Source organism: Paenibacillus sp. S25, from assembly GCF_019454085.1.
Taxonomy (GTDB): domain Bacteria; phylum Bacillota; class Bacilli; order Paenibacillales; family Paenibacillaceae; genus Paenibacillus; species Paenibacillus polymyxa_B.
In genome coordinates this window covers 3,121,695-3,148,658 of record NZ_CP073683.1, presented here as the reverse complement: position 1 = coordinate 3,148,658, position 26,964 = coordinate 3,121,695, and the positions used below count along the sequence as shown (strand labels likewise).

The 26,964-nt window shown below is 45.7% G+C and carries 22 protein-coding genes and 1 riboswitch; of the genes, 16 read left to right on the top strand and 6 right to left on the bottom strand.

Annotated features, from left to right (window positions below):
- The first annotated feature begins 35 nt into the window (after positions 1-35).
- Both KAI37_RS13430 and KAI37_RS13425 read left to right on the top strand, forming a co-directional pair.
- Complete coding sequence (locus tag KAI37_RS13430; RefSeq protein ID WP_220029590.1) at positions 36-1,523, top strand: glutamate synthase subunit beta; 1,488 nt, start codon at positions 36-38, stop codon at positions 1,521-1,523.
- A 527-nt stretch (positions 1,524-2,050) separates the two neighbouring features.
- Positions 2,051-4,408, top strand: a complete 2,358-nt coding sequence (locus KAI37_RS13425; protein ID WP_220029589.1) for a type IA DNA topoisomerase — start codon at positions 2,051-2,053, stop codon at positions 4,406-4,408.
- 68 nt (positions 4,409-4,476) lie between these two features.
- Here the strand turns inward: KAI37_RS13425 and KAI37_RS13420 are convergent, their stop codons facing one another.
- Together KAI37_RS13420 and KAI37_RS13415 are read right to left on the bottom strand one after the other, a co-directional pair.
- Complete coding sequence (locus KAI37_RS13420) at positions 4,477-5,241, bottom strand: HAD family hydrolase (RefSeq protein ID WP_013310503.1); 765 nt, start codon at positions 5,239-5,241, stop codon at positions 4,477-4,479.
- 66 nt (positions 5,242-5,307) lie between these two features.
- Positions 5,308-6,225: an ArsR family transcriptional regulator gene (locus KAI37_RS13415; RefSeq protein WP_076293609.1), complete on the bottom strand. Its 918-nt coding sequence runs from the start codon at positions 6,223-6,225 to the stop codon at positions 5,308-5,310.
- A 438-nt stretch (positions 6,226-6,663) separates the two neighbouring features.
- Between KAI37_RS13415 and KAI37_RS13410 the strand changes: the two genes are divergently transcribed.
- The 5 genes from KAI37_RS13410 to KAI37_RS13390 all read left to right on the top strand — a co-directional run bounded on the left by KAI37_RS13410 (position 6,664) and on the right by KAI37_RS13390 (position 12,087).
- Positions 6,664-7,821, top strand: a complete 1,158-nt coding sequence (locus KAI37_RS13410) for an MFS transporter (RefSeq protein WP_076293610.1) — start codon at positions 6,664-6,666, stop codon at positions 7,819-7,821.
- Between the two features lie 82 nt (positions 7,822-7,903).
- The gene (locus KAI37_RS13405; protein WP_023988962.1) at positions 7,904-8,629 is read left to right on the top strand and encodes a phosphonate ABC transporter ATP-binding protein; all 726 of its coding nucleotides are present in this window, start codon (positions 7,904-7,906) and stop codon (positions 8,627-8,629) included.
- Positions 8,626-9,960, top strand: coding sequence for a hypothetical protein (locus KAI37_RS13400; RefSeq protein ID WP_071641093.1), 1,335 nt, complete (start codon positions 8,626-8,628; stop codon positions 9,958-9,960). The genes KAI37_RS13405 and KAI37_RS13400 overlap by 4 nt, the downstream gene beginning before the upstream one ends.
- A gap of 1 nt (position 9,961) precedes the next feature.
- Positions 9,962-10,660, top strand: coding sequence for a response regulator transcription factor (locus KAI37_RS13395; RefSeq protein ID WP_007432526.1), 699 nt, complete (start codon positions 9,962-9,964; stop codon positions 10,658-10,660).
- The gene (locus tag KAI37_RS13390) at positions 10,657-12,087 is read left to right on the top strand and encodes a sensor histidine kinase (protein ID WP_071641091.1); all 1,431 of its coding nucleotides are present in this window, start codon (positions 10,657-10,659) and stop codon (positions 12,085-12,087) included. The genes KAI37_RS13395 and KAI37_RS13390 overlap by 4 nt, the downstream gene beginning before the upstream one ends.
- A gap of 85 nt (positions 12,088-12,172) precedes the next feature.
- On the opposite strand, the gene KAI37_RS13385 is transcribed toward KAI37_RS13390, so the two are convergent.
- A complete protein-coding gene (locus KAI37_RS13385) occupies positions 12,173-13,399 on the bottom strand; it encodes a glucose-1-phosphate adenylyltransferase (protein ID WP_071641089.1) in 1,227 nt (408 codons plus the stop codon).
- A 236-nt stretch (positions 13,400-13,635) separates the two neighbouring features.
- On the opposite strand from KAI37_RS13385, the gene glgB reads away from it, so the two are divergent.
- Together glgB and glgA are read left to right on the top strand one after the other, a co-directional pair.
- The gene (glgB, locus tag KAI37_RS13380) at positions 13,636-15,558 is read left to right on the top strand and encodes a 1,4-alpha-glucan branching protein GlgB (RefSeq protein WP_220029588.1); all 1,923 of its coding nucleotides are present in this window, start codon (positions 13,636-13,638) and stop codon (positions 15,556-15,558) included.
- A gap of 21 nt (positions 15,559-15,579) precedes the next feature.
- The gene (gene glgA / locus KAI37_RS13375; RefSeq protein WP_220029587.1) at positions 15,580-17,022 is read left to right on the top strand and encodes a glycogen synthase GlgA; all 1,443 of its coding nucleotides are present in this window, start codon (positions 15,580-15,582) and stop codon (positions 17,020-17,022) included.
- 89 nt (positions 17,023-17,111) lie between these two features.
- Here the strand turns inward: glgA and KAI37_RS13370 are convergent, their stop codons facing one another.
- Together KAI37_RS13370 and KAI37_RS13365 are read right to left on the bottom strand one after the other, a co-directional pair.
- The gene (locus tag KAI37_RS13370; RefSeq protein WP_220029586.1) at positions 17,112-18,182 is read right to left on the bottom strand and encodes a glycine-rich domain-containing protein; all 1,071 of its coding nucleotides are present in this window, start codon (positions 18,180-18,182) and stop codon (positions 17,112-17,114) included.
- 42 nt (positions 18,183-18,224) lie between these two features.
- The gene (locus tag KAI37_RS13365; protein ID WP_220029585.1) at positions 18,225-19,403 is read right to left on the bottom strand and encodes a M20 family metallopeptidase; all 1,179 of its coding nucleotides are present in this window, start codon (positions 19,401-19,403) and stop codon (positions 18,225-18,227) included.
- 148 nt (positions 19,404-19,551) lie between these two features.
- On the opposite strand from KAI37_RS13365, the gene KAI37_RS13360 reads away from it, so the two are divergent.
- From KAI37_RS13360 to KAI37_RS13350, 3 genes are all read left to right on the top strand, one after another.
- The gene (locus KAI37_RS13360; RefSeq protein WP_023988953.1) at positions 19,552-21,015 is read left to right on the top strand and encodes an ABC transporter substrate-binding protein/permease; all 1,464 of its coding nucleotides are present in this window, start codon (positions 19,552-19,554) and stop codon (positions 21,013-21,015) included.
- A complete protein-coding gene (locus tag KAI37_RS13355; RefSeq protein ID WP_071641082.1) occupies positions 21,002-21,724 on the top strand; it encodes an amino acid ABC transporter ATP-binding protein in 723 nt (240 codons plus the stop codon). The genes KAI37_RS13360 and KAI37_RS13355 overlap by 14 nt, the downstream gene beginning before the upstream one ends.
- A gap of 233 nt (positions 21,725-21,957) precedes the next feature.
- Positions 21,958-22,126: riboswitch (cyclic di-AMP (ydaO/yuaA leader) on the top strand.
- Between the two features lie 6 nt (positions 22,127-22,132).
- Positions 22,133-22,801, top strand: coding sequence for a 3D domain-containing protein (locus tag KAI37_RS13350; RefSeq protein WP_220029584.1), 669 nt, complete (start codon positions 22,133-22,135; stop codon positions 22,799-22,801).
- Between the two features lie 198 nt (positions 22,802-22,999).
- Here KAI37_RS13350 and KAI37_RS13345 read toward each other — a convergent pair whose 3' ends face one another.
- Positions 23,000-23,806 carry a polysaccharide deacetylase family protein gene (locus KAI37_RS13345; protein ID WP_071641078.1) on the bottom strand — a complete coding sequence of 269 codons (807 nt, stop codon included), beginning with the start codon at positions 23,804-23,806 and terminating at the stop codon, positions 23,000-23,002.
- A gap of 305 nt (positions 23,807-24,111) precedes the next feature.
- Between KAI37_RS13345 and KAI37_RS13340 the strand changes: the two genes are divergently transcribed.
- The 4 genes from KAI37_RS13340 (at position 24,112) to KAI37_RS13325 (ending at position 26,960) form a co-directional block, all read left to right on the top strand.
- The gene (locus KAI37_RS13340) at positions 24,112-25,134 is read left to right on the top strand and encodes an NADH:flavin oxidoreductase/NADH oxidase (RefSeq protein WP_023988950.1); all 1,023 of its coding nucleotides are present in this window, start codon (positions 24,112-24,114) and stop codon (positions 25,132-25,134) included.
- Positions 25,135-25,221: 87 nt separating this feature from the next.
- A complete protein-coding gene (locus KAI37_RS13335; protein WP_013310486.1) occupies positions 25,222-25,890 on the top strand; it encodes a PspA/IM30 family protein in 669 nt (222 codons plus the stop codon).
- 131 nt (positions 25,891-26,021) lie between these two features.
- The gene (locus tag KAI37_RS13330; RefSeq protein WP_013310484.1) at positions 26,022-26,429 is read left to right on the top strand and encodes a DUF350 domain-containing protein; all 408 of its coding nucleotides are present in this window, start codon (positions 26,022-26,024) and stop codon (positions 26,427-26,429) included.
- A 24-nt stretch (positions 26,430-26,453) separates the two neighbouring features.
- Complete coding sequence (locus tag KAI37_RS13325) at positions 26,454-26,960, top strand: DUF4178 domain-containing protein (RefSeq protein WP_007432513.1); 507 nt, start codon at positions 26,454-26,456, stop codon at positions 26,958-26,960.
- Positions 26,961-26,964: the final 4 nt, after the last annotated feature.

The following is a 26,964-nucleotide window of genomic DNA, read 5'->3' as shown; positions in this document are numbered from 1 at the left end:
CGGGGTTCATAAGCGAAGAGATGGGGGAACGTAACATGTCTACACCAACTGGATTTATGGAATACACACGACAGCTTCCTACAGACCGGGACCCGGCAGAGCGTATAAAGGATTGGGAAGAATTCCATAAGCATATGTCTGAAGAAGAGCTGCGTACCCAAGGGGCGCGTTGTATGGACTGCGGAACTCCTTATTGTCATACGGGGATGGATATCATGGGAGCAACTTTAGGCTGCCCGGTTCATAATCTCATTCCGGAATGGAACAATCTCGTATATCGTGGTTTGTGGAAGGAAGCGCTAGAGCGGCTGCACAAAACGAATAACTTCCCGGAATTCACAGGCCGTGTCTGTCCTGCGCCATGTGAAGGTTCGTGTACAGTCGGCCTGATCGGACAGTCGGTTACAATTAAAACCATTGAGGAAGCTATTATCGAAAAAGGCTTTGAGGAAGGTTGGGTCGTTCCTAATCCGCCAGAAAAGCGTACAGGCAAACGTGTGGCTGTTGTTGGTTCGGGTCCAGCAGGTTTGGCTACAGCTGCTCAGCTTAACAAAGCAGGGCACAACGTGACTGTGTATGAGCGTGCTGATCGTGTGGGTGGATTATTGATGTATGGAATACCGTCTATGAAATTAGATAAGAAGGTTGTTCAGCGGCGTGTGGATTTGCTGGAGGCTGAAGGTATTCAATTCATCACAAATACGGAGATCGGCAAAGATATCCCTACCGATCAGTTGATTGCTGAATATGATGCGGTTGTCCTATGTGGTGGTTCTACGAAGCCAAGAGAATTCAACATTGAAGGTAGCGATTTGAAGGGTGTTCATTATGCGATGGACTATCTGAATGGTACCATCAAAAGTTACTTGGATTCCAACCTGGAAGATGGCAACTATTTGTCCTCCCAAGGTAAGGACGTTATTGTAATCGGTGGTGGTGATACGGGTTCGGACTGTGTAGCTACTTCTTTGCGTCATGGTTGTCGGAGTGTCACTCAATTTGGCACTCACACCAAAGCGCCTATGGAGCGTGACCCGATTGCCAATCCTTGGCCACAATTTCCAAACGTGTATTCTCTCGATTATGCACAGGAAGAAGCGAAGGCGCTGTTCGGAGAAGATCCACGTGAGTTCTCCATCATGACGACCAAATTTGTAGGTGATGAGAACGGTAATTTGAAAGAGCTACACACCATTCAAATTCAACGGATTGTTGATGAAACAGGCCGCAAAATCTATCAACCGATTCCAGGTACGGAGCGCGTATTCCCTGCACAAATTGCTCTTATTGCCATTGGATTTGATGGTCCTGAGCAAACGATTGTAGAACAAATTGGTTTGGAGACGGATCGTCGCTCCAACGTTAAAGCACGTTATGGGAAATATGTTACCAATGTGGATAAGGTTTTTGCAGCAGGCGATATGCGTCGCGGACAAAGTCTTGTCGTGTGGGCTATTAATGAAGGTCGCGAAGCTGCACGAGAGGTTGATAAATACCTCATGGGCGCTACCGTTTTGGTATAATTAAAAATTTTATGTAACGGATCAGTCAAAGCTCCATCTTCGGATGGGGCTTTATTGTATTTCAAGCTGAGTCTGTCAGAAGCGAAAAATGAATAAATGATTATTAAGCTTTGAAACATTGTGAAATTTATGTTAGTTAATATAACTTAAATTTAATTATCTCACCATATATTTCTTATATATATTGATCATAACATAAAAAAGGGTGTTTAGTGTAGCTTTTTTATAGAAAAAAGAATTAATTCACAAGAAAATTAGTTAAAATCCGATACTTATGTAATATAAATTAACATATACATAACTTTAGTTGACTGTTTAAAATCATGACCTGAGAGAAGCGTGGTATCTATGGTATAATACACGTATATTGTTGAAGCGTTTGACTAAATGAATTTACAAAGGAGCTTTCGTCGGGAGAAGGCTCCTTTTGCATGAGGCCGGGATACCTGTGTTTTCATTAACATTCCATGTATATGTATGATTCATGGAGGAGAAACAGAAGGCCGTCAGGAAGGAATGGAGTATGAATGAAGACGTTGATTATTGCTGAGAAACCAGATATGGGACGGACGATTGCCGCTGTTATGGAGCCGCGGGCTAAAAATAACCGTACCTATTTGGAAGGTGAGAAATACATTGTAACCTGGGCGATCGGACATTTGTTGGGTTTGGCTGAGCCGGATGCATACGATGCTAAGTACAAACGATGGAACATTAAGGATCTTCCTATTATCCCTGAGCAGTTCAAAATTGTACCGAATCCGAAAACAAAAGATCAGCTGAAAATGATTGGTGAACTGGCTAAACGCTGCAATGCCATCGTAAATGCTTGTGATGCTGGACGGGAAGGGCAATATATTTTCGCGTTGATTCAACAGCAATTGAAGTTGCATCAGCCAGTTAAACGACTGTGGATTTCAGATTTGACAGCGGAAAGTATTGCGACAGGCTTTGAACGATTGCGAGATGCTTCGGAGTTTGAATTTCTGACTCAAGCTGCGAGGGCACGAAGTGAAGCGGACTGGCTGATCGGAATGAATGCTTCCAGAGCGTTCACAACACGACATAACACACTGCTGTCGGTAGGAAGGGTGCAGACTCCCGTGCTGGCACTGATTCATGACCGGGAAAAGGAAATTGAGGCATTTCAGTCTCAAACCTTCTATGATGTGTGGGCTGAATTTAAGCAAGATCAGATCAAGTACAAAGGTGCGTGGCAGGGGGATCGGTTGACGAAGCCAGAGGAAGCTGAGGCGATCGCTGCGGCCGTTCGCGGAAAAACAGGTAAAATCACCAAATATGATACCAAGCAGACAAAAGAGTATCCTTTTAAATTGTACGATTTAACGCTGCTTCAACGCGAGGCGAATGCCAAGTATGGTTATTCGGCCAAAAAAACACTGGATGTGGCACAAGCGCTTTATGAGCGTCACAAGGTCATTTCCTATCCGCGTACCAATTCTAACTATGTGACAGAGCAAAATATAGACGGCATGCACAAGGCGCTACGGATGCTGGGGACAGGTCCTTATGCTGATCTGGTCCAACAAGCCAACCCGAATTTGGTCCATAAACAGAATAAATCGGTCTGCAATCCATCTCGTGTTGAGGATCACCATGCTATTCTGCCGACGTTAAAAAGGCCAGGAACGCTAAGCAAGGAGGAGCAAAATGTATATGACCTGGTTATTCGCAGGTTTTTGTCACATTTTTTTCCGCCTGCTGAATACAAAATGCATACCGTAATGACACAGGTGGACAAGCATCTGTTTAAAACAAATATCAAAGAGCTTCTTTCCTTGGGATGGAAAGTGGTTTTGAGTAAGGCTGATCAGGATAAAGGTAAAAAGAGCAAATCACCGAAAAAAGAGGATGAAGAGGAAACGGACGAGTGGACGGATAAGAAGTTTGAGATTGATGCGGTTCGTCCCGTTGATTGTGTTCGCGCTGAGATGAAAGAAAAGGCGACTCAGCCCCCTAAAAGCTACACAGAGGGTACATTGCTTAAGGCGATGGAAAGCGCGGGCAAACAGATGGAGAATGAGGAATTGCGTGAGGTCATGAAGGACGCCGGTTTAGGCACACCTGCGACGCGGGCCGCCACAATTGAACGATTGAAAAAGGTTGGCTATATTGAAATGAAGGGCAAAAAGATTCTTATTACGGAAAAGGGAAAGATGGCTATTGACCTGATCCGTCATGCTGGGGTTGATCTATTAGCCTCGCCGGAGATGACTGGTCAATGGGAACGTCGTCTACACCAAATTTCCAAGGGAGAGGCGGCTCAAGAGAAGTTTATGGATAACGTTAAAAGATTTACGTTGTCCATCATTGACAAGGTGAGGCAGCAGCCACCGGCTCCGGCAAATGCCTTTGGCGAGGAAGCAAGGGGGAAACGTGCAGCTGGAAAAGAAGGCGCACGTAATGTACGCGCGAGTGGAGGCACCGCCGCCAAAGGGGGAGGGCCTGCTACATCAGGACGCGGTGGCAGCGCTGGAAGCGCAACGCTGGAGCAGGCAGCAGCACCAGCAAGTCGTGCTGTGGGAACAGCAGGTTCCGCTGCACGCAGCTCTTCCGATGGAGCCTCAGGCATTTCAGTGAGCCAAAGGCAAGCTTTGGGTAGCTGCCCACGCTCTAATTGCAGCGGAAGCATTATAGAAGGCCGCAAAGGGTATGGGTGCAGCCACTACAAGCAGGGCTGTGGCTTTGTCGTCTGGAAGGAATATGCTGGAAAGCAGATTACCGAAACGATGCTCAAATCTCTGTTGACGAAAGGACAGACGCAATTGTTGTCTTTTAAGCGTAAAGATGGATCGACCGTCAAAGCGCGAATTGTTCTGAATGAACCAGGTACAGGACAACTTAGCGTTCGAGAGGAATCCTGAGACAGGATTTAGACACTATTTTGGCTGAATCAAAGGTTGAATAACATTTTAAAAACAAAAAAGGGACCCTATCCGAGGGTCCTTTTTTGTTGATGCAATTGTATGCTTTCGTGGATAACCCGTGGTACTTCCGTTAGCTTCTGTATCGTATACATCACGGAGTTCACGTTTTTTTGCAATTCAACCATATTGTAAATCCATTCCTTAGGCTGTTTGAGATATACAGCATGAATACCTGCGGCAAGGGCTGGAGATACATCAGTGCGCAGAGAATTCCCGATCATCCAGGTGATGCTTCGGTCCAAGCGATTCATCTGGATGATTTCTTCTAGTGCTTCGACATTTTTATGCTGGCGAATGTAGATGCGGTCATCAAAGTAGGTAGCCAGTTTCATTTGTTCAATCTTTCTTTCTTGAATGATCTGCTCACCGCCAGTATAAAGATGAAGGGAATGCCCTGCTTTTTGGAGGGAGTTCAACGTTTCAACCATGCCTGGATACGGTTCGATTTCCTGTTCGTACACACTTCGGCCAAGAGAGCGAAGCTCCTGCTCTTCCCGAAAATCGAGACGGCGTCCGAATTGTTCCGAGAAAAATTGGTACGTATCTATCAGAGATTGTGGAAAATGCTCGCTGGCAAAGCCCACTTGATGAACTCCAGCCACATCAATTTCGATTTGTTTTTCACGAATCGTATTTTTCGTTAGATTATGAGTTGCAAACCATTCCTGAAGCAAATCGAAAAAGTGGTTGAGGATAAGGTCAAAATACTTGTTGCAGTGGACTAAGGTGTCATCAAGATCAAATAAAATGTGCTGCTTCGGATACGACATGATGCATACTCCTTCCCAGCCAAAGCTTTAACGCTGCTTTGGTTATAACTAAAAGTACAATTCAAATTACAATCCAATATAGGATTCCAAAAATACCTGTAAATCAGCCGCGCCATCGGGACGGATGCTGAATTTTTCCTTATGATAACGTCCGATGTGAATACGGAGCAGACCAGCCACTCGTAAAATCATCATATCAGACATGAGTGTATCTTCCAAACGGCTCAAATCATGGCGCATATCTTCGAGAGACTTAGGACCTTGAGCTACATAACGCAGAATTCGCAGCCGCTGCGGATCATTGACCGCACGAGTGAGCCGTAGCAGAAGCGTAGGCGGTTCTTCCTCGCTCTCCTCGGGGATATCAACCGGATACTGGATCAGCAATGTGCGGGTATAAAAACAGTATGAATTAATCGGGCGATTATGGACAACCGGAAATAGGACTACTGTATCCAGGTCTTCCATGTGTGGCACGACTAGTCCAGCTGTCGCATACTCAACCAGTGCTTCCGGCTCCATTTTACTCAGTAGCATGCGCTTTTCCGCAGCGTCTTCTTCTGCCAACACACGTAGTTCGCCTTCCAAGGCCCGAAAATAATCACGATCCCACAATTTGAGGAGTGGTGCGTATACCTTACGAATGCGTAAAGATTCTTCAAAGGTTAAAAAAGGGATATGCGGAACGAGCAGCTCAAACATATCTTTATCCGGACCGTGATCCAAATAAGAGATATAATCAGATATTTCATCCGATTCCGGTCGAAGTAACGCCCAGGCATAGAGTGCGTCATAATCGCTAAAAGGGCAATCCTGAGCTGTAGCAAGCTCAGTACGAACTTCAAGTTGTAGTCGTGCATCCACCTTGTCGATCCATTCATGGCCCAAGTCCATATCTTGGACCCACTTTTTAGTCACATAGGCCATGAAGCTGCCGAGCAATTCATAAATTGGAGAAGTGTCTATTTTAATTTGATAACTCATGGAACCCAATGCCTCCTATTCTGTCTTCTAGCCCAGAGCGGTGAACGTAATTAAGCCCGTCCATAAGCAAAACATGAGCATTTTAATAATTGCTCACTTATTTATTATGGCTTGTTCTGCCAGGGATTGTCCACTATAATATGAAATAGTGCGTTGTGACGTGAATGGGTTCGGATTGAACATACGAGGCTCCTTAACCGAAGGAGTCGGATACATACCAGACAAGCTCTTTCCGTAAAATCGTCATCTCAGATGGCGATTTTTTTCTTCTATTCTTTAATACACTAATTACGCCTGAATTTGTATGTGATTTGCCGGTTTTGCAGGACGGCATGGAATACATAGTGATAAGAATTATTATTGATTATGGAATCAAATGCAAATCATTTCGTAACATTGATTTTAATTATTTTATTTGTTCGATCAGGAGGAGCTAGGATGTCGTCGTCGTTACGGGTTCACTATTTTATTTTAATTGCTGTTATTATTGTTGCCGGATTATGCCAAGGTTTATTATTACCTATTCTGTCTATCTCGTTGGAACAAATGGGAGTTTCATCTTCACTAAACGGAATGAATGCGGCTGCCCTGTATATTGGTTCATTCGCAATGACGTTGGTGGCAGAACGGACGTTGGGCTGGTTGGGGTTCAAAAAGCTGATGGCCGGAGGGCTTGTGCTAGTGCTCATTACGCTGCTGCTGTTCCCGCTAATCCCTGATATTCGGGTATGGTTCGTACTGCGTCTGCTAGTAGGTATTGGTGACAGTGCACTGCACTACTCTGCGCAGCTATGGATATTGCTGGTGACTCCAGCAGAGAAGCGAGGCCGCAACATTTCCTTTTATGGTATGTCATACGGTCTGGGGTTTGCTTTAGGACCATTGGGATTATGGCTACTCGATTATGGAATGCTGGTTCCATTCGCTGCGTTGGCCTTATTGTGCTTGCTTGTTTTGCTGTTGGTGTTAATTAAGCTGCCGGACTCCAGACCGGAGAAGCTGGAGTCCGAGGCACGTCCCACTCAAAGATTTCGTCGCAGTTACAGCTGGGCATGGTACGCTCTTTTGCCTGCATTTTTATACGGCTATATGGAAGCGAGCCTGAATAGTAACTTTCCAGTCTATGGCCTACGTATTGGCTTTCATACCGATGAAATCGCCGCCTTGCTGCCGTTCGTCAGTTTGGGAGGGTTAGTGCTGCAGCTGCCGCTAGGGATATTGAGTGACCGTTGGGGACGTAAAAAGGTGCTAATGAGCGTAGGTATAGCAGGGGGAATGACCTTTATGTTTCTACCATGGAGCGGTAATCATTTTATGTTCACTTTGATAATGCTGACTCTAGCAGGTGGTTTAGTAGGCTCCTTTTTCTCCCTCGGTTTGGCCTATGCTGCTGATCTGCTGCCCAAATCATTTTTAGCAGCCGCGAATGTACTGGCATCCTTTCATTTTAATCTGGGAAGTGTGATCGGACCTAATATTAGCGGAGGATTGCTGGACTTTGGAACTCAAGGCAGCATGTTTCTTGTCCTTGGAGGTAGTTACGTTGTTTTCGGATTGTTAGGTCTGTTTTCCAGAAAAAGAGTACCGGCGGTTTAAAACTGCGGTTTGCATGGTATTTGTTTCACATTTACTATAAAATATAAACAGTATTGATGGCACGCAAAGGGGAATCACTTAGATGATTAAAATTCGGAAGCTGACCAAGCAAGTGGGGCCTGAACGGACCCAGCTACTTCGAGGAATTGATGCTGAAATTCATCAGGGCGAATTCATTGCCATAGTAGGGCCGAGTGGAAGCGGCAAAACGACGCTGCTTCGCTGTCTTGCTTTACTTGAGCCATGGGATGAAGGCAGTTTAATTGTAGGTGGCAATGATGTGCTGAAATCCGGGTGGACGGGCAAGATGAAAATAAAGCGGGAATGGGCATACCTGGAGCAAAACCCGCATCTAAATATGAATCGGACCGCTCTTAAAAATGTGCTCATTGGCAGATCTGGCCAAACTCCAATGTGGAGAATGGTGACCGGTATGGTGCGTTCCGACGATTACATGGGAGCGATGGACGTACTGGAGGATCTGGGTTTGCTGGACAAGGCGCATGATAAATGCGACAAGCTCAGCGGTGGCGAGCGGCAGCGGGTAGCGACTGCGCGTGCTCTCGTGCACGGAGCTAAAGTTATTTTAGCTGATGAGCCTGTAAATGGACTTGATCCAGCTTCGGCAGCGCATGTATTGGAGACCTTTCGCAAGCTGTGTTCTGACGAGCGGGTGACGATCATTACTGTATTGCCACTGGAAATGGCTGAACGCTTTGCTTCCCGTATATGGGGGTTGAATGATGGTGAATTGGTGTTTGATATTCAGGGAAGACGATTGACACAAGCAGAAAAGAACAAATTGTGAAGGGGACGGCAAGAGAAGTGAAAATAATGCTGTTGAGAATGGTCACTGGCTGCTGTTCCTTGCTGCTCCTTGCTGGATTTTTAAGCGGCTGTAATGTTATTAGCGATCCCATTTCGCTGATGGAGACACCGACGATGTCTGACGAGAAACAGCAGTTGAACGGTGCAGTGAATACGCAACTAGGGGCGGTACAGCCTTTAAGGCCGAATGACCCAGATGACCCGACGCCAATTCGGACGGGTGATCTGAACAATGATGGCACAGACGAAGCAGTGCTCTTTTATGAAACGCCAGATGAGAGCGTAAAAATACATGGTGCTTTGTTTGAAGATCAGGGCGGAACGTGGGTAAAGAAGCTGACGTTTGATGGGGAAGGCACTGTGCTGGAGTCATTTAAGCTCGTGGATTTAACGAATGATGGAACACTCGATATTGTAGCGGGTTTTTCCAGCGGAGATAGTGGCGATGGCGGAGATCAGAAGGGACTCATCGTGTATTCCTATACCGGAGGAACTCTGGAGAAAATATATGCTACAGGTTATACGGATTTCGTCGTAGATGATTTTAACCATAACAAGATGGACTTGAACGGGGATAATTTGAATGATTTGACGATAATCACGCTGCGACGTAATGAATTCTTTACAGTTAAAACGTTTCAATTCAGTGGGGGAACCTTTAAGGAAATCGGATCGTTGGATTTGGACAGTCAGGTCTTAGGTGTCTATAATGTCGTTGCTGGCAAGGTAGCCGAGGGTAGGCAGGGTATTGTTATAGACACCAAAATTGCCCAGACCACTACCGTCTCCAATGTCATTGTGATGGATCACGGCAAGCTCAGGAAGCTTAATCTTATGGATGTCACCTTCAAGGATGCGACCATCGCCAGTGGTGATGTGGATGGTGACGGTATTCTGGAATTTGGTAATTTGGAGAAGCCAAAAGGTTGGAGTAACAAGCCGCTGGATGAAGTTCCATATTTTGTGTCGTTCTATCAGTGGGACGGGGCGAAAGGGACGATTTTTAAACAGCAGCAGTATCGTGATTCTAATGAACAGGTCTACTTCAGATTACCGAAAGAGCTGCATGGCAAGGTGACGATTGATCCGAAAGTTTCGAAGAAGGACAGCTATTTGCGCTTCATTTTGGATGATACAGACAAAACGATAGCGGAAATTAAATTTTTCTCGTTGTCACAATGGGAGCGAAACAACGAAGGGTATAGCCAACTGTGGCGAACGAATGCGCAGGTCATTGGCATTAAGCGATCCAGTGAGCTGGAACCGCGTAAAACCATAAAAAACAAGATGGGGGAAAGGCAGGTAGAGTAGAGTGAGTAAAGTTTTAATCATGGAAGACGAGGAATCCATTCGCAGTTTTATTGTCATTAACTTGAAACGTAACGGTTTTGAGGTGCTGGAGGCGTCGGAAGGGCATGAGGCTCTAAATATTTTGAACACGGTGCGGGATATTGATATTGCACTGCTTGACGTAATGGTACCCGGTATGGATGGTTTTGAAGTCTGTCGAAGAATCCGGGAAACGAATGAGCGCATCGGTATTATTTTTCTCACAGCGAAGGTACAGGAGCAGGATAAAGTGTATGCCTTGTCTGTAGGGGCCGATGATCATGTGAGCAAGCCTTTTAGCCCGACGGAGCTGATTGCACGTATTCAATCGTTATTGCGTCGGGTGAATGTACATCGTGAAACAGCAGCCAAAGTGTCCTTCCAGTCTGGACCGTTCACGTTAGATTTGATTGCTAAGCAATTTAAGAAGAACGGGCAGCTGATCGAGCTGACACCGACTGAGTTTTCTCTGATTCAATTTTTTCTGGAAAAAGAAAACACGCCGCTCAGCCGAGATGTTCTACTTGATCACGTATGGGGCAAGGAATATATGGGCGATCCGAAAATTGTAGATGTGAATATCCGCCGTCTGCGGCAGAAAATTGAAAACAATCCTTCCGAGCCTGCTTTTTTACAAACAGTGTGGGGACATGGATATAAATGGAAAGGTCAGTCTCAATGATCAAAAAGGGGATTCGCCGACAGATTGTGCTTCACTATTTTTTCGTAGTGTTCTTGGCGCTTCTGTTAGTAGAAGTCATTTTTATGTTTGCACTCCGGTCGTACTATTACGATTCCATATACAAACATATCGAAAGCCGTATCGAATCGGTAAGTGAATTTGCACCCAAATTCAAAGAGCCGGAACAGTCTTTGCAATCGTATTTGTTAAATACATTTTCTCTGCCCTTCACTGAACTGCAGTTGCTTGATGAACAGGGAAATGTAATTGATAACTCGACGAATTTTGCAGCAGATCTAAGTGTGCAAACAAGTGATGTGACACAAGCATTAGCTGGAGATACGGGCAAATGGATCGGAAAGCAACCGAGTACGGGGCAGCAGGTGATGGCGGTATCTCAAAAACTGGACAATATCGTCGGAGACCAGGTGTATGTTATTCGGTATACGACTTCGCTGGAATTGGTAAATGATAAGCTGTTTACGATTACGCTGTTTTCTCTTGGCATCATGGCAGCTGTACTGGTTATTGTATTTGTGGTCAGTACTGGGCTCGCGAATTCCATTGTTAGACCAATTAATAATATTCGCGATGTATCTGCTCAGATGGCTCAGGGGAGGTTTGATGCACGCATTGAAGGCGATTATCGCTATGAGTTGGGTGAACTGGCTTCGACTCTGAACTATATGGCACAGGAAATTGTCAGAACAAATCAAATCAAGGATGATTTTATATCATCCATATCTCATGAATTGCGTACTCCGCTTACATCTATTAAGGGTTGGAGTGAAACGTTAAATTCTGGCGGTTATGACCCGGAAGAGACGAAAATCGGGATGAAGATTATTTCTAAAGAGACGGATCGACTGATTGGCTTGGTGGAGGAAATCCTCGATTTTTCCAAGCTGGAGCAAAATGCCATGAAGCTTGTGATGGGAACGGTGGATTTACGGGAGCTTTTGCAGGAAATTATGCTGAACGTATGGGCCAAAGCAGAAATGAAGCAGATAAAGCTTCAACTGGATTCGGAGGAAACGGCATATCTCGTCCATGGAGACGGTAACCGTCTGAAACAGGTGTTTTTGAACATTGTGGACAATGCTATCAAGTTTTCGCATGAAAGCTCGATTATTTTCCTGTCTCTACAACGGATTGATGGCAATATCGAGATATCCGTACAGGATACAGGGATTGGAATTAGTGCTGAAAATCTTGCCAGAGTTAGAGATCGCTTTTTCCAGGTAGACCACCAAAACGGTGGTACTGGACTGGGATTGGCAATCTCGCAACAGTTTATCGAGCGCCATCATGGTCAGATGCTCATCAGAAGTGAACTGGGGGCTGGAACTACCATTACGGTTTCACTACCTGCTCTGCAAGCAGAGCAGTCCGTGGAACCATCACAACTTACTGAAGGGCTGATTTAAAAGGCCCATTGTATAGATTTAACTAGAAAAAACAACCAGTCCTCTCAAATCGGGAGGGCTGGCTGTTTTTAATTTGGGGGTAACGTTATGAAGTAAAACCTTCGGCACGCAAGCGTGTATTGCGCTCGTAAGCTTCTTTCAGCATACGCGTAGTTTGCGGTCGTACTGCCATTTTACCAAATACCACTTCATTGGGTCCGATAACCATAATTTCGCCCGGATTACCTTTAATGACAGCACCATCACGAATCACAGCACCTTCACCGATAATCGCATGTTCAATATGGACGTTACGTCCAATGCGTGTGTCAGGCATAACGATACTTTCTTTGATGGCAGATCCTTTACCTACCTCGACACCACTAAATACAACGGAGCGTTCTATTCGGCCCTCTACTTGGCAGGAATCATGCAGCAAGCTGCCCAAAGGTTGTGTTTGACGGTTAGGCACCTTTTGTGCGCTCAACCTTGTGCGACGTTCACGTGTATACATCGGCCAGTCCTTACGTTGAAGGTCGATAGCACAATTATCCTGTAACAAATCCATGTGTGAATCCCATAGGCTTTTAACGGTACCTACGTCCTTCCAATAGCCCTGGAATTCATAAACGTACAAGGATTCTTGGTCCGCTAACATTTTAGGGATGATATCTTTACCAAAATCATGACTGGATTGAGCATCCTGTGCGTCTTCTAACAAGTAATTTCTTAAGTAATCCCATTTGAAAAGGTAAATCCCCATAGAGGCCAAATTACTTTCCGGTTTCTCCGGTTTCTCTGCAAATTCTGTGACACGCAGATCTTCATCGGCACTCATAACACCAAAACGGTGTGCTTCATCCCAAGGTACCTCCATGACAGAAATGGTAGCCGCAGCTCCTTTTTCCTTATGGTGGTTCAGCATTTCACGATAATTCATATAGTAAATATGATCACCGGATAATATAAGCACATGCTCCGGATTTTGGCTGTCAATATATTCGATATTCTTATGAATAGCATCTGCCGTTCCTAAGTATTCAGCGTTACCTGTGTTATAAGATGGAAGCAGAGTAATCCCTTTGTCATCTGTTTTTGTAAGACCCCATGGTGTTCCATCCCCGATATGTTCGTGCAAGGATTCTGCCTCATATTGCGTCAGTACACCTACAGTATCAATGTCTGAATTTACGCAGTTACTGAGAGGAAAATCGATGATCCGGTAATGACCGCCAAAAGGTACGGCGGGTTTTGCAATCGTTGAAGTAAGGGGAGCAAGACGGCGTCCCTCTCCGCCTGCCAGCAGCATGGCAATGCATTCTTTATTAAACATTTCGTTTCCCTCCCGGTTTAGTTGTCAGTGTAGTACATACATAAACGGTATGGGGTACTCTTGAAACCATAAGGTATATAAGATTCCCCCAAAACTAAGGTTTATTTTTTTCCTAGTCATTTTTCTGTTCATTGTGGCTAGAATGGGGTAATAACTCAGGTCAGCTTTGACCCAAAAGCGAATACATTACCGATTCATACATTTTTACTTACAAAACATATAAGGGTGGTGACGTGATGACAGACCAAACTCTTCCGCAACAGGCTATTTCATCGGAAGATATTTATTTGTTTCATGAAGGAACGCTTTATCACAGCTACCGATCTTTGGGTTCCCACCTTACTGTGGAGAACGGAGAACAGGGCGTCCGCTTTACGGTCTGGGCTCCTCATGCTCTCCATGTCGGGCTTGCTACAGATCGCAACAACTGGAATGGGGAACAGGATTCCTTATATAGGGTTCCCAAATCCGGTTTTTGGAGTCGTTTTTTTCCGGGGATATCCCAAGGAACTTTTTACAAATACGACATTACGGGTGCAGATGGTGGACAATTTCTGAAAGCAGACCCTTACGCGGTACGTGCTGAAGTGAGACCGGCAACGGCTTCTGTGGTAGCTTCTATAGATGGTTATGCTTGGAACGATGCGATTTGGCGCCGAAAACGTAGAGCACCTTATGGAAAGCCTCTGCACATATACGAGCTTCATCTGGGCACTTGGAAGCAAAAAGAAGATGGTACGTTTTATACATACAGGGAAATAGCTGAGCTTCTTGTGCCTTATGTGACCGATATGGGGTATACACATATTGAGCTGATGCCGCTGAGTGAACATCCGTATGATCTTTCCTGGGGCTACCAGCTCACCGGATATTTTGCACTCACAAGCCGGTATGGAGAACCGCATGATTTTATGTATTTGGTGGATCGTTGCCATCAGGCGGGAATTGGAGTACTGATGGATTGGGTCCCAGCCCATTTTGCAAAAGATGCTCATGGATTAAGGCTGTTTGACGGATCGCCCTTGTTCGAATACGCGGATCCGCTGATTGCCGAAAAGCCCGGCTGGGGAACACTGACGTTTGATTACAGCAAGCCGGAGGTGCGTTCTTTCCTGATATCTAATGCGCTATTCTGGATGGATGTATACCATATTGACGGCCTGCGCGTAGATGCTGTGACGAGTATGCTACGGCTGGATTTTGAAAAGCAGGACGGTCAATATCGTTTTAACTCTAAAGGAGGTATTGAAAATGAGGAGGCTATTGCCTTCCTTCAACAACTAAATGAAACAGTATTCCGCTATTATCCGTATGCTCTGATGATGGCAGAGGAGTCCAGTGCCTGGCCGATGGTGACTTCTCCGGTAAGCGATGGAGGACTCGGTTTTAATTACAAATGGAATATGGGCTGGATGAACGATACGCTTGATTATATCGAAACGGATTTCGATCAGAGGCCGGAGCGCCATAATTTGCTGACATTCCCCATAGCTTATGCGTACAGCGAGAATTTTACACTGCCGTTGTCGCACGATGAGGTTGTTCATGGTAAGAAGTCGCTGCTTGATAAAATGCCAGGTAGCTATGAGCAAAAATTTGCCGGGCTTCGAGCGCTTCTCGGTTACCAAATCACCTCACCGGGTAAAAAACTCTTATTTATGGGAGGGGAATTCGGCCAATTCATCGAATGGAAGGATGAGGAGCAGCTTGACTGGTTCCTGCTGGATTATGACAGTCACCGTTCGCTGCACGCTTTTACGAAAGCGCTGAATCATTTGTATATTCAGGAAAAGGCGTTATGGGAACTGGATCATTCGTGGGATGGATATCAGTGGATTGAGGCGGAGGACCGTGGGCAGAGCGTAATTACGTATTTGCGTAAAAGTAAAAAGTTAGGAGATACACTAGTTGTGCTTATTAACTTTCAACCTGTGCCCAGAGAGAACTACCGAATTGGGCTGGAAAAGGCCGGAAGTTATATCGAACTGATGAACAGTGATCATAAGGACTTTGGGGGAAGGGACCAGCTGAATACGGGAATAATACGGACCGCCCCTATCCCTTGCCACGGACAGCTTCACAGCTTAGAGGTGACCATACCACCCCTGAGCATCGTTATACTCAAGAAAGCGCCTAGGAGGCCTAAAAAAGCAGATTAAACACATAAGGAGGAAGCACATATGAACATTTTGTTTGCGGCAGCAGAAGCACATCCATTTATTAAAACAGGCGGGTTGGCTGATGTCATTGGCGCACTGCCGAAGGCACTTCGTCAGGCGGGGTGCGACGTCCGAATCATTTTACCTAAATATGCTGGGATTCCCGATACTTATAAAAATTCTCTGCGGCCGGTAGCGGTGAAGCAAGTAGCCGTAGGCTGGCGTAATCAATATTGTGGAATAGAGGAACTGACATTAGACGGAATCAAGGTTTATTTTATAGACAATGAGTATTACTTCGGTCGTGACGGTATTTACGGTTATATGGATGATGGCGAACGTTTTTCCTTTTTTAACCGGGCGATTTTAGAAGTGCTGCCTGAACTGAACTTTCGGCCGGATATTTTGCATTGTCATGATTGGCATACGGCAATGGTTCCGCTGCTTCTGAATGCCGATTATCGACATTTGCCCTTCTACAGTGATATTCGCACGGTGTTTACGATACATAATCTGCTGTATCAGGGGGATTTTCCGTATGAGGTCTTAACTGAGCTGCTCAACCTGGATGGGAGCTATTTCACCCCCGAAGGTGTGGAGTATCATGGCAGACTGAATTTTATGAAAGGTGGGCTTACGTACTCGGATCATGTCACAACCGTGAGTCCAACCTATGCAGAGGAGATTCAAACGGAATTTTACGGATATGGGCTGGAGGGTCTGCTTCGTAAATTGGGAGATCAGGGTCGCTTAACGGGGATTGTGAACGGAATTGACACCAAAAGTTACAATCCTGCCACGGACAATCGTATTTATACGAAGTACCGCACGAGTCTGACAAAGAAAAAGGAAAACAAAATTGGCCTGCAGAAGGAGCTGGGTCTGCCGGTGCGGCCAGACGTACCTATGATTGCCATGGTAACCCGGCTTGTAGATATGAAGGGGCTAGATCTGGTAACGAGAGTGCTTGACGAAATCTTGTATTATGATGATATCCAGTTTGTCGTGCTGGGAACAGGGGATCCGGCTTTTGAGCATTGGTTTCGTGAGGCAGCGGGACGCTATCCACTGAAAATGTCGGCGCAGCTCGCTTTTAGCGAACCTCTGTCACGAAAAATATATGCGGCAAGCGATATGTATCTTATGCCATCAAGGTTTGAACCTTGTGGGATCAGCCAACTGCTGGCACTTCGTTATGGAAGTATCCCTATTGTACGAGAAACAGGGGGCCTTAATGATACTGTGCAGGCTTACAATGAATCCACAGGTGAAGGAAACGGATTTAGTTTCACGAACTACAATGCACATGATATGTTGAACACCATTCGTCGTGCTGTTCATTTTTATCGCCAATCTGAGCATTGGTCGAAGCTTACACAGACGGCTTTTGCAGGAGAATATAGTTGGGATGTTTCAGCCGAAGCGTATATGGATATTTACCATTTGCTAACAAAAAAGGACTGAACAGAATAGGAACAACCCAGTCATGTTAATAAAAAAGGGAATCCCTTTAGCCAAGTTTTCTGGATGAGGAATTCCCTTTTTTGCTATGATCAGTCGCCCCCACCACCACAGCTGCTTCCACATGAAGAGCCACTGCTACACGAAGAATGGCTACCAGAATCGCCTGAATCATGATGAGAAGAGTCTCCATGATGAGAACTGTCATGGGAGGAATGATGGTGCGAGTGATGTGTATCCCAGTTTGAACAGCCGCTTGCCGAGCTACAGCCGGATGAGCTAGCTAATACAGCATTACCTATAGCATCCGGGTGCATGTGTATGGCAAATTGTTCAGGTTGATACCATGAATACCACACAACAGCTAATAACAAATAGTCGACCTGTAAATAGTTGACCTTAGGCAATTGCTTACCCTCAGGATCATCCACCACTTTATTCACCCGCTCGCGCAGATGTTGTACAATCTTATGAACCGCTTGTTGGGCCTGCTGTGAAATAGCTATATCCTCCTGCGTATTCCAGCGGTCACCTGCTGGCTGCGCGGAAGTTGTGAGTTTGTAATAGCGCGAAAGCTCGTCGTTCGGTAATGGATGATTAAAAAAGGTTCCCCACAAACTGGCGCTATAGCGGTTCCAGCCAAAGCATTCCACATACAGCCAGTCAAACCACGCCCGCTCCTCAGGCATCGGCTGAGAGCCGCCGGAATGAGGCGCATGGTGAAGCATACGACCAAAAAAAGCTTCCGAGAATTGCTGATATTCGCGGGTAAACATCAACATTTCGTGCCATAATTCATCCACATCACTACTGAACATAGGCACTCGATTCATAATCGCGCATAGCATAAAATATCGTTTTAGCTCATGCCAGCGCCAATCATATTCTTGCTCCGTCAGCTCAGGGTGGGCTTCCATTACACGACTCTTCACGCTATGAGCATAGGAGGCAGGAATGGATTGCTCCAGTAGCTGCATCAGCTCTGTAATCTCTGGATGACGCTCCTGCGCAAGGGACGAAGGGGATGGGGAGCTGAGGAAAAAAGCATTCCGGCGCCGTGTTTTTCTGTTTCCCCGGTTCCTGCGTATTGCACGGAATATAAACCAAAAAATGATGAGGATCACCACAATAAACAACGTCCAAAAACTGCTCATACTATCCATGATGGCTGACTACTCCTTTCTGAAAGAACACGGAATTAAGATTTAGCGTTCGTTATTCAGCAGAGCGAATTCTTTTTTTATCTGTGCTAGCAGTTCAGGATTCGTGATTACATCGCAAGCAGTCCATGCCAAAGTTCTCGCAGCCAGCAGCATTCCTTCCATGGCCCGGTCCTGCATCGCCAAATCACGGAATTCTGGTGTATGCAAGGCATGCTTCTCGTCAATAACTTGAATGTAAGGATGGATAGCAGGGCAATGAAGCGATACATTTCCGATATCCATGGAGCCGTGATCTTCGCCTTCCGTTATATCTTCTTGTGAAATGCCAGCCTGCACCAAATTTGCGGTAAACGCATCGGAAAGTACACGGTTCGTGACCATTTCATCATAAGAAGTCTCATAATTGGAGGTCTCCAAACGACACCCGGCCTGCAAAGCAGCTCCTTCAGCAATTTGAACAACACGGCGAGTCAGCGAGTTCAACTCTTGACGTGTAGCGGCCCTCACATAAAATTGGGCTGAGGCGTAATCAGGAATAATATTGGCTGCCTGCCCACCCTGGTTAATGATCCCATGGATACGCACGGTACTTTTTACTTGTTGACGGAACGCATTGATGCCATTGAACGTTTGAATCACAGCGTCCAGCGCGTTAATGCCTTCGTGCGGGCTGGCAGCCGCGTGGGCAGATTGACCAAAAAATTCGAATTGTACAGCATCAATCGCCAGCGATTTGCCTGATTTTTCGTAACGGTCATAAGGATGCGTCATAAGTGCTATGTCGCAATCATCAAACAACCCGGCAGCGGCCATCGGGACCTTTGCACCGCGTGTTTCTTCGGCAGGTGTGCCATATACCCGTACTTCTCCACCTGTTTCGTCGATGATCGACTTGAGGCCGACGGCAGCACCAATACTCATCATACATATCAGATGGTGCCCACAGGCGTGTCCTAGACCTTTCAGAGCGTCATATTCTGCCAGAAAAGCGACAACCGGTCCGGGTTTTGCAGATTTGTAAGTTGCAATAAAGGCTGTTTCTATGCCCAATACAGGTGCCTGGACCTCAAAACCGTGAAAAACCAGTTCTTCTTTTAAACGGGCAGCGGCCAGAAATTCCTCGTTTCCAAGTTCAGGATTTGCGCCAATAAATAACGAAATGTCCTTAAACCGTGGGGCATGTTGCTCAATGGTCTGTTGAATGGTCTGTTTAAAATCCATGCTGAAAACTCCTTTATATAAGCTGTAATGTAGGTACTGCGTTAGGTATGCTGAAATTGTACTATAACATTCATTGCATAATCATGCATATTCATTTATAATGACACAATCTTATTTATTATAAAGAATTTAAGGAGAGAAAAAAAGATTGAAAAAGGCATATCGTTTTACCGCCCTGGTTTTGACGGCGGTTATCTTGCTGTTGACTGGTCTTCCCATGCTCAATGCATACGGAACGGAAGCAAAGCCACAGAAAAAACTTGTTGTGGGCATGAGTGCCGACTTTCCGCCGTATGAGTTTCATAAAGTCATTAACGGTAAGGATACCATTGTTGGGTTCGATGTGGATATCGCCAAGGAAATCGCCAAAGATTTGGATGCGGAGATGGTCCCTGAGGACATGAGTTTTGACTCTTTGCTGCCTGCTCTGCAAAGTGGTCGTGTAGACTTGGTACTGTCCGGTATGACACCAACGGATGAACGCAGAAAGAGTATTGATTTTTCGGATGTATACTATCGCTCCAAGCAAGTCATCATGGTACGCCCAGAGGATAAAGACAAATATCCGACGATGGATGCTTTGAAAGGCGAGAAGATCGGAGCACAAAAGGGAAGTATTCAGGAAGAGATTGCTCAAAAAGTGCCCAATGCCTCTGTAACTTCACTGGATAAAATATCTGACCTGGTACTCCAGCTGCGGACCCAGCGTGTGAACGCTGTCGTGATCGAAGATACGGTTGCTAAAGGATACACGTTAGACGGTACCGTAACCCTTGCCAAGGCTGTGCCTGAGGATGCGGGAGCAGAAACAGCTGTAGGTATCCGTAAAGGGAATGCAGAATTGCTTGCTTCTGTAAATAAAACGTTGGCTCGCCTGAAAGCAGACGGGTCGATTGAGAAGTTTTCCACGGAAGCGAGTGCACTTTCTGCGGATCGTCAGGTTTCTTCTAATAACATTGTAGATATTTTTTGGAAATACCGCAGTTTATACGCTACGGGTATCGGCTACACCTTGTTGCTGTCTGCGCTCGGAGTACTGTTCGGATTCATCATTGGTCTGATCATATCCTTGCTACGTATGAGTGGAGTACGCATCATTGAGTGGTTAGGCACCACTTATGTAGAGATCCTGCGTGGCACACCTATGCTGGTGCAACTCATGATTATTCACTACGGGGTTGCTTTGACGCTGGGTGTCAATTTTACTCCACTCCAGTCTGGTATAATCACATTGTCTCTGAATAGCTCGGCATATCTGGCTGAAATTTTCCGTGCAGGTATCCAGGCAGTAGACCGTGGACAGATGGAGGCAGCCCGTTCGTTGGGTATGGGACGAGGCAAAGCTATGCGTCACGTCATTTTGCCGCAAGCGTTTAAATCTATCTTGCCTGCTATCGGTAATGAATTTATTACGATCATTAAAGAATCATCCATTATTTCGACCATTGGGATGGTGGATATTATGTATCAGGCCCAGGTCATTAAGAACATTACCTACGAAGGATTAAGTCCGTTCGTAATCGCAGCCGCTATTTATTTTGTAATGACATTCAGCTTGTCTAAGCTGCTGGGTTTATGGGAAAGGAAGTTGAGAGCCAGTGATCACCGTTAAACAACTGCGTAAATCGTTCGGCAAGAATGAGATTTTAAAAGGCATTGATATAGATATCGCCAAAGGTGAAGTCGTCGTCATCATCGGTCCCAGCGGTTCGGGGAAGAGTACGTTTTTGCGTTGCATGAATTTGCTAGAACAGCCTACGGACGGGGAGATTTTGTTTGAGGGCGAGCCGATTACAGCTCGTGGTCATAATATTAACGTAACCCGGGAGAAGATGGGGATGGTGTTCCAGCATTTTAATCTGTTCCCGCATAAAACAGTGTTGCAGAACCTGACGCTTGCACCAACGCAGGTTAGAAGACAGTCAGGGAAGGAAGCGGAAAAAATTGCGCTAGAACTCCTGCGTACCGTAGGGCTTGAGGATAAGAAGAATACCTATCCGAACCAGCTATCCGGTGGTCAGAAGCAACGTATTGCGATTGCGCGTGCTTTGGCCATGCAGCCGCACGTAATGCTGTTCGATGAGCCGACTTCTGCATTGGACCCTGAAATGGTTGGAGAGGTTCTGGATGTAATGAAGAAGCTCGCCGAAGGCGGCATGACCATGGTAATCGTGACGCATGAAATGGGCTTTGCCCGTGAGGTAGGCGATCGAATCATCTTTATGGATAACGGTAAAATTGTAGAGCAAGGTACACCAGAGCAGGTATTTGGTACTCCAAGCCATGATCGCACCCGTGATTTTCTTGCCAAAGTATTGTAAGAAAGTGCTGATATGAGCTATAAAAAAGCCCTCCGTTTGACGGAGGGCTTTTCTTTTTTTGTCACCATTTCCCCATATTTTCGTAACAAATATCGATTTCTTGGTGACAAAATTGTAACGAGTATAGTATGATGTTCAAGGTTCCCAACATTTTCATGCGGATAAGGTTACAAAATTGTGATATTATGCAGTAAGCCAAAACTTACCGGGACAGCATGCGGTTATGACAAACGCTGGATGCTGGGCCCAAACTATGGGAAGTGCGGGGGACGTAACAACGGCATTCTTTCCGATACGTCATAAGACGATATGGAATATGCCTAGGGGTGAATTGCACAAGCATAGGGCTTCTTCTGAGTCCGAATCCGACAGCTAACTTCGCAGGCATAACAGAGGAGGTACATATCTTTGAAACATCTAAAACATATTGGAAAAACCATGAAATTTGCGGTGCTTGCCGCAGCCATTGCAGGTCTGGCACAGACAGCTGGAGTAGCGGATGCTGCTTCGCTTCATACTGCCAAAGATGGCGATACCTTCTTTTTGCTTGCTCAACGTTATGGAGTATCAGTGGACGAGCTGACGAAGGCGAACCCAAACATTGCCTCCAACAATATATATGCAGGTCTGCAAATTAAGGTACCTGGTGAAAAAAGTGTGAAGGCAGCTTCGGATTCGAAGCCGCAGCTTCTAACGGAGAAAGCACCAGCGAATGAGGGGCCAACGATTGAAGCGTGGGGCAAAACATTTAACTATAGCAAAATAGTTGACGTTAAGGCTTCTGCGTATTCTGCCGCAGCCGATGAGAATGGTAAATGGGGAGCAGTGGACTACTACGGTAATCCGCTTAAACTAGGTACAATTGCGGTAGACCCGAACGTCATTCCGATGGGCACGAAAGTGCTGGTTACAGGCTATTCCCACCCAGGTTTGCCGGATCGTTCTTTTGTAGCTGTCGCTCGCGATCAGGGCAGCGCCATTACAGGAAAACGGATTGATATCTTTATTCCTGGCAACAAATCATTTGTGAACGACTTTGGATTTCAAAATGTGAAGCTATACGTTATTGATAAATAGCATTGTACGTATATACGGTTTAATTAAACATAATATATACTATGTAAACTTAATGCCTGTATCCTACCATGTATAACTAGGTCGGACTCTTATCAGGTCCTATCCGTAAAAAAGGCTGTCTTGACGAGCAGAAAACTTCTGCTGGTAAGACAGCCTTTTTACGTTGCTTTAGCTTGTAGCTCAATCCTAAACATATGGTTATTTCCGTTCCGATGTGTGGAGTAGCCGAGGGACTGTCACAAATTTGTAGCCCTTAGCTTTTAGAGAGTGAATTAGACCCGGCAGAGCTTGGACAGTGCCTTGCAAGTTGGAGCTTTGACCTCCACCTGCGTGCATTAAAATAATAGAGCCAGGCCCGGTAGCTGGGATCACATTGCGCTGAATTTGTGTTTTACTTAGTCCCTTCCAGTCGAGAGAGTCTACATTCCAATTGACAATCATGTAGCCATGACGACGTGCCCATTGGATTTGAGGCTCCGTGATTTCACCGTAGGGTGGACGAATCAACTTGGGGCGAAAACCTGCGCTGGCTTGTAAAATACGTTCTGTTTTTGTAATCTGGTTGCGAAAGCGTTCTGGTGTGGCCTTCCTAAAATCCGGATGAGTATAGGAATGGTTTCCTATAGCATGGCCTTCACGGATAATACGGCGTATGATCCCCGGATGCTTTTCCGCACGGTGACCGACGATAAAAAAGGTGGCTTTGATGCCATTGGCGTGTAATACGTCCAAAACCTGCGGCGTATACCTAGAATCGGGCACATCATCAAAGGTTAAGGCAATTTGGCGGGTGTGTGGGCCGCACATTTTAAAAATGTCCGCATGTTTTTTTCGCAGCATTGCTAATGTAGGAGTTGCTCGATCTGTGCTCTGTTGTACAGAAGAAGCAACAGCTGCTTCCTTGGGATGGGGCGTTCCGATGTTGGGAGGCGCATCCGCGTGAACGGGTAAACTTGAAAATGCTAGTAACAGTGCCAAGCATGGCAACACTCCCCTGTACGGCATATGTATCCCCCCTTTCCGTGCAGTGGTACCTAGTGGTGCTCTCGACTATTATGTACCTGTCCTATTAAAAATATGCTGGTTACCAAGTTCGGCTCATCAACGACTGGAAAGAAGTCCACGATGAAACGATTATCAATGAAGATGATGGAGCTAAACGTACATATTCTCTTAAACATGACCGAAAACAGGAGCATTTTCGCAAGTTTTAGCCTTACAACGAATTCGGTATACCGTGACAGCTGGTGTATAATGGGGATGCAATTCATAATTATACAGACATGGAATTGAAGGAAGGATGGATAAAAGTGACCGACTTGTTTACTCCTTATCAATTAAAGGGGCTTTCTTTAAAAAATCGGATTGTTATGCCCCCGATGTGCCAATACAGCGTGGAGGCCAAGGACGGAAATCCAACGGATTGGCATCATGTCCATTATGTGAGCCGGGCAGTAGGAGGCACTGGACTTATTATTGTGGAAATGACAGCGGTCCATCCAGATGGACGTATTACAGATCGTGATTTGGGTATTTGGAGTGACGAACATATTCCTGCATATCGTAAGATTGTAGAGGAAGTCCACAAGTATGGTGCCAAAATTGGCATTCAACTAGGCCACGCTGGACGCAAGGCTGAAGATGCTGAGCAACCTGTGGGTCCGTCCTCGATTCCTTTTAGCGAACGCTTTAAAGAGCCCCACGCCTTAAAGACAGCTGAAGTCAGGGAACTGGTTCAGGCATACAAAGAAGGCGCGCGCCGCGCGGTGGAAGCAGGTTTTGACACGGTCGAGATACATGGCGCTCACGGTTATCTGATCCATCAATTTCATTCCCCTTTAACAAATGCCAGAGAAGATGAATATGGGCAGGATTTGTCATTGTTCGGTGTTGAGGTCATACATGCTGTTAAAGAGGTTCTTCCTGCTGATATGCCTGTGCTTATGCGGATATCCGCCAAAGAATACGTCGAAGATGGATATAATGTGGAATACATAACAGGCGTAGGGGAACGATATCGTGATGCGGGTGTGGACATTTTCCATATCTCTTCTGGTGGTGAGGGTCCGATTGGTTCTGGTGGAGGCCCGTCTGCGCGTGCCGGCTATCAGGTGGATTTGGCTCATACCATCCGTGAAAAGCTGAATGTACCTGTCATTGCGGTTGGCTTACTGGATGATTATGAGGACGCCCGCCGGGTTGTTCAGCAGAAAGAAGCTGATCTGGTAGCAATAGGCCGTGCCATGCTGCGTGATCCCTATTGGGCGCTGCATGCATCGCGGGAGCTAAAAGTACAGGCCGATATCCCAGAGCCTTACTTGCGCGGCTTTTAGATATTTTTGAAACCCTCTTTGCAAAGCTTGCGTAAACATGTGTACAGAGCTTAAAATTTAAGCATTCAACTCTAGGAGGAACTTCACATGTCTATTTTCAAACGATTAAGAGATCTTACGATGTCCAACATTAATGCCATTATCGACAAGGCAGAAGATCCAATTAAAATGACGGATCAATACATTCGTGATATGCAAGAGGACCTGGAAGATGCAGAGAAAGCGGTAGCCGCTCAAATTGCTATTGAAAAGAGATTCAAACAGCAATACGAAGAACAGGCTGCTTTGGTAAAAAAACGCGAAGAACAGGCACATACCGCTGCAAAAGCACAAAATGTAGATCTGGCTCGTCGCGCGCTGGAAGAAAAGAAATCTGCTGAACAAAAAATGAATGAGTTCAAAGCTGGTTACGAACAGAACAAAGCTGCAGCCGATAATCTGCGTGGCAAGCTGGATGAAATGCGCAGACAGCTGACAGAAATGAAAAACAAGCGCGAGACACTGGTTGCCCGTTATAATGCAGCTAAAGCGCAAACTGAAATTAACAAAGCTATGAACGGTTTTAGCTCTGATACGGCAACTGCCGGATTAAAGCGTATGGAAGAAAAAATGCTGCAAGCAGAAGCACGTGCCGAAGCGAGCAACGAAATGTCTTCTAAGGAAAAATCGTTGGATGAGGAGTTCAAAGAGCTGGATAAGAAAAGCGCCGTGGACGATGAGCTTGCCGCTTTGTTGAAGCAATACGAAAATAAATAAGAACATTTTAGCAGTGCCGCCAAGTGTGATTGTTCAGGAAGCGAAGGAGAAACGTTTTCTCCTTCGCTTTTCCCTGCCTGGAGGCGTAAAACATTATATGAAGGTCAAGAAGATGTGGAGGATGGTACGAAATGCATTTTTTAGAAACGATGAAAGCAATGCTTGTATGGACTGGTGCGGGGGCTATTTTGATCTTCGCATTAATGTATGTCGACTCTTTATTTACGAAGTATAAGGATTTTGCCGAAGTGAAGGCTGGAAATATGGCCGTAACGGTACGAATGATTATGAAGTTAGTTGCTCAAGGCTATATCTTGTCAGGCTCTATCGCTACAGCTAATAATTTGCTCGAAGCGCTTGTGTATTCTGTGATCGCCTTTGTCATCCTGCTTGTTTTGGAAGTTATTGTACGTCTGCTGTTGCGGTACTGGGCTCAGTTTGATCTGGATAAAGGTACACAGGAAGGTAAAATTGGTTTCGGTCTGTTTTCAGGAGCGCTGCATCTGGTTGGCGCCTTGATCATTACAGCATGCTTCTAGGCTAAGAAAGGCAGGAATATAACCATGGGTGTGTGGAAACGAATTTCAAATCTATTTGCTAAGCCGGAGCCGCCGAAAGCAGAGAAAAGCATGCTTCACTTAAATCCAGGTGATATCTGTGAAGTGTCGCTTGTCACCTATGAAGTGGTAGGTCGTGTACATAATCGTGCCCGGAATGCCGTTGTTTTGACGCTTCAGGATGGTAATCAAGTCAGTTATCTTCATATTGAGGAACGGGAAACACTGCAATTCGGACTATATCAGGCCATCGACGGCAGACTTGACAACCCCGAGGAAGTGCCGACCATTTTAGAGCTGGATGATACAACGTATCATTTGGAGGAACAGTATTCTGGGCATGTTACCGTCATGGGCCGTGCTCCTTTCCGACAGGGTGGAGAGCAGCATGTGTGGCAGTACCAGTCTGATGATTACCATCTGTTGCGGGTAGAGTGGCAGGACGGTCGCTTTATGCTTTATGAAGGAGAAGAAGTGATTACCGGAGACGTCAAGGTTATTCGGGCAAGCTAGGAGA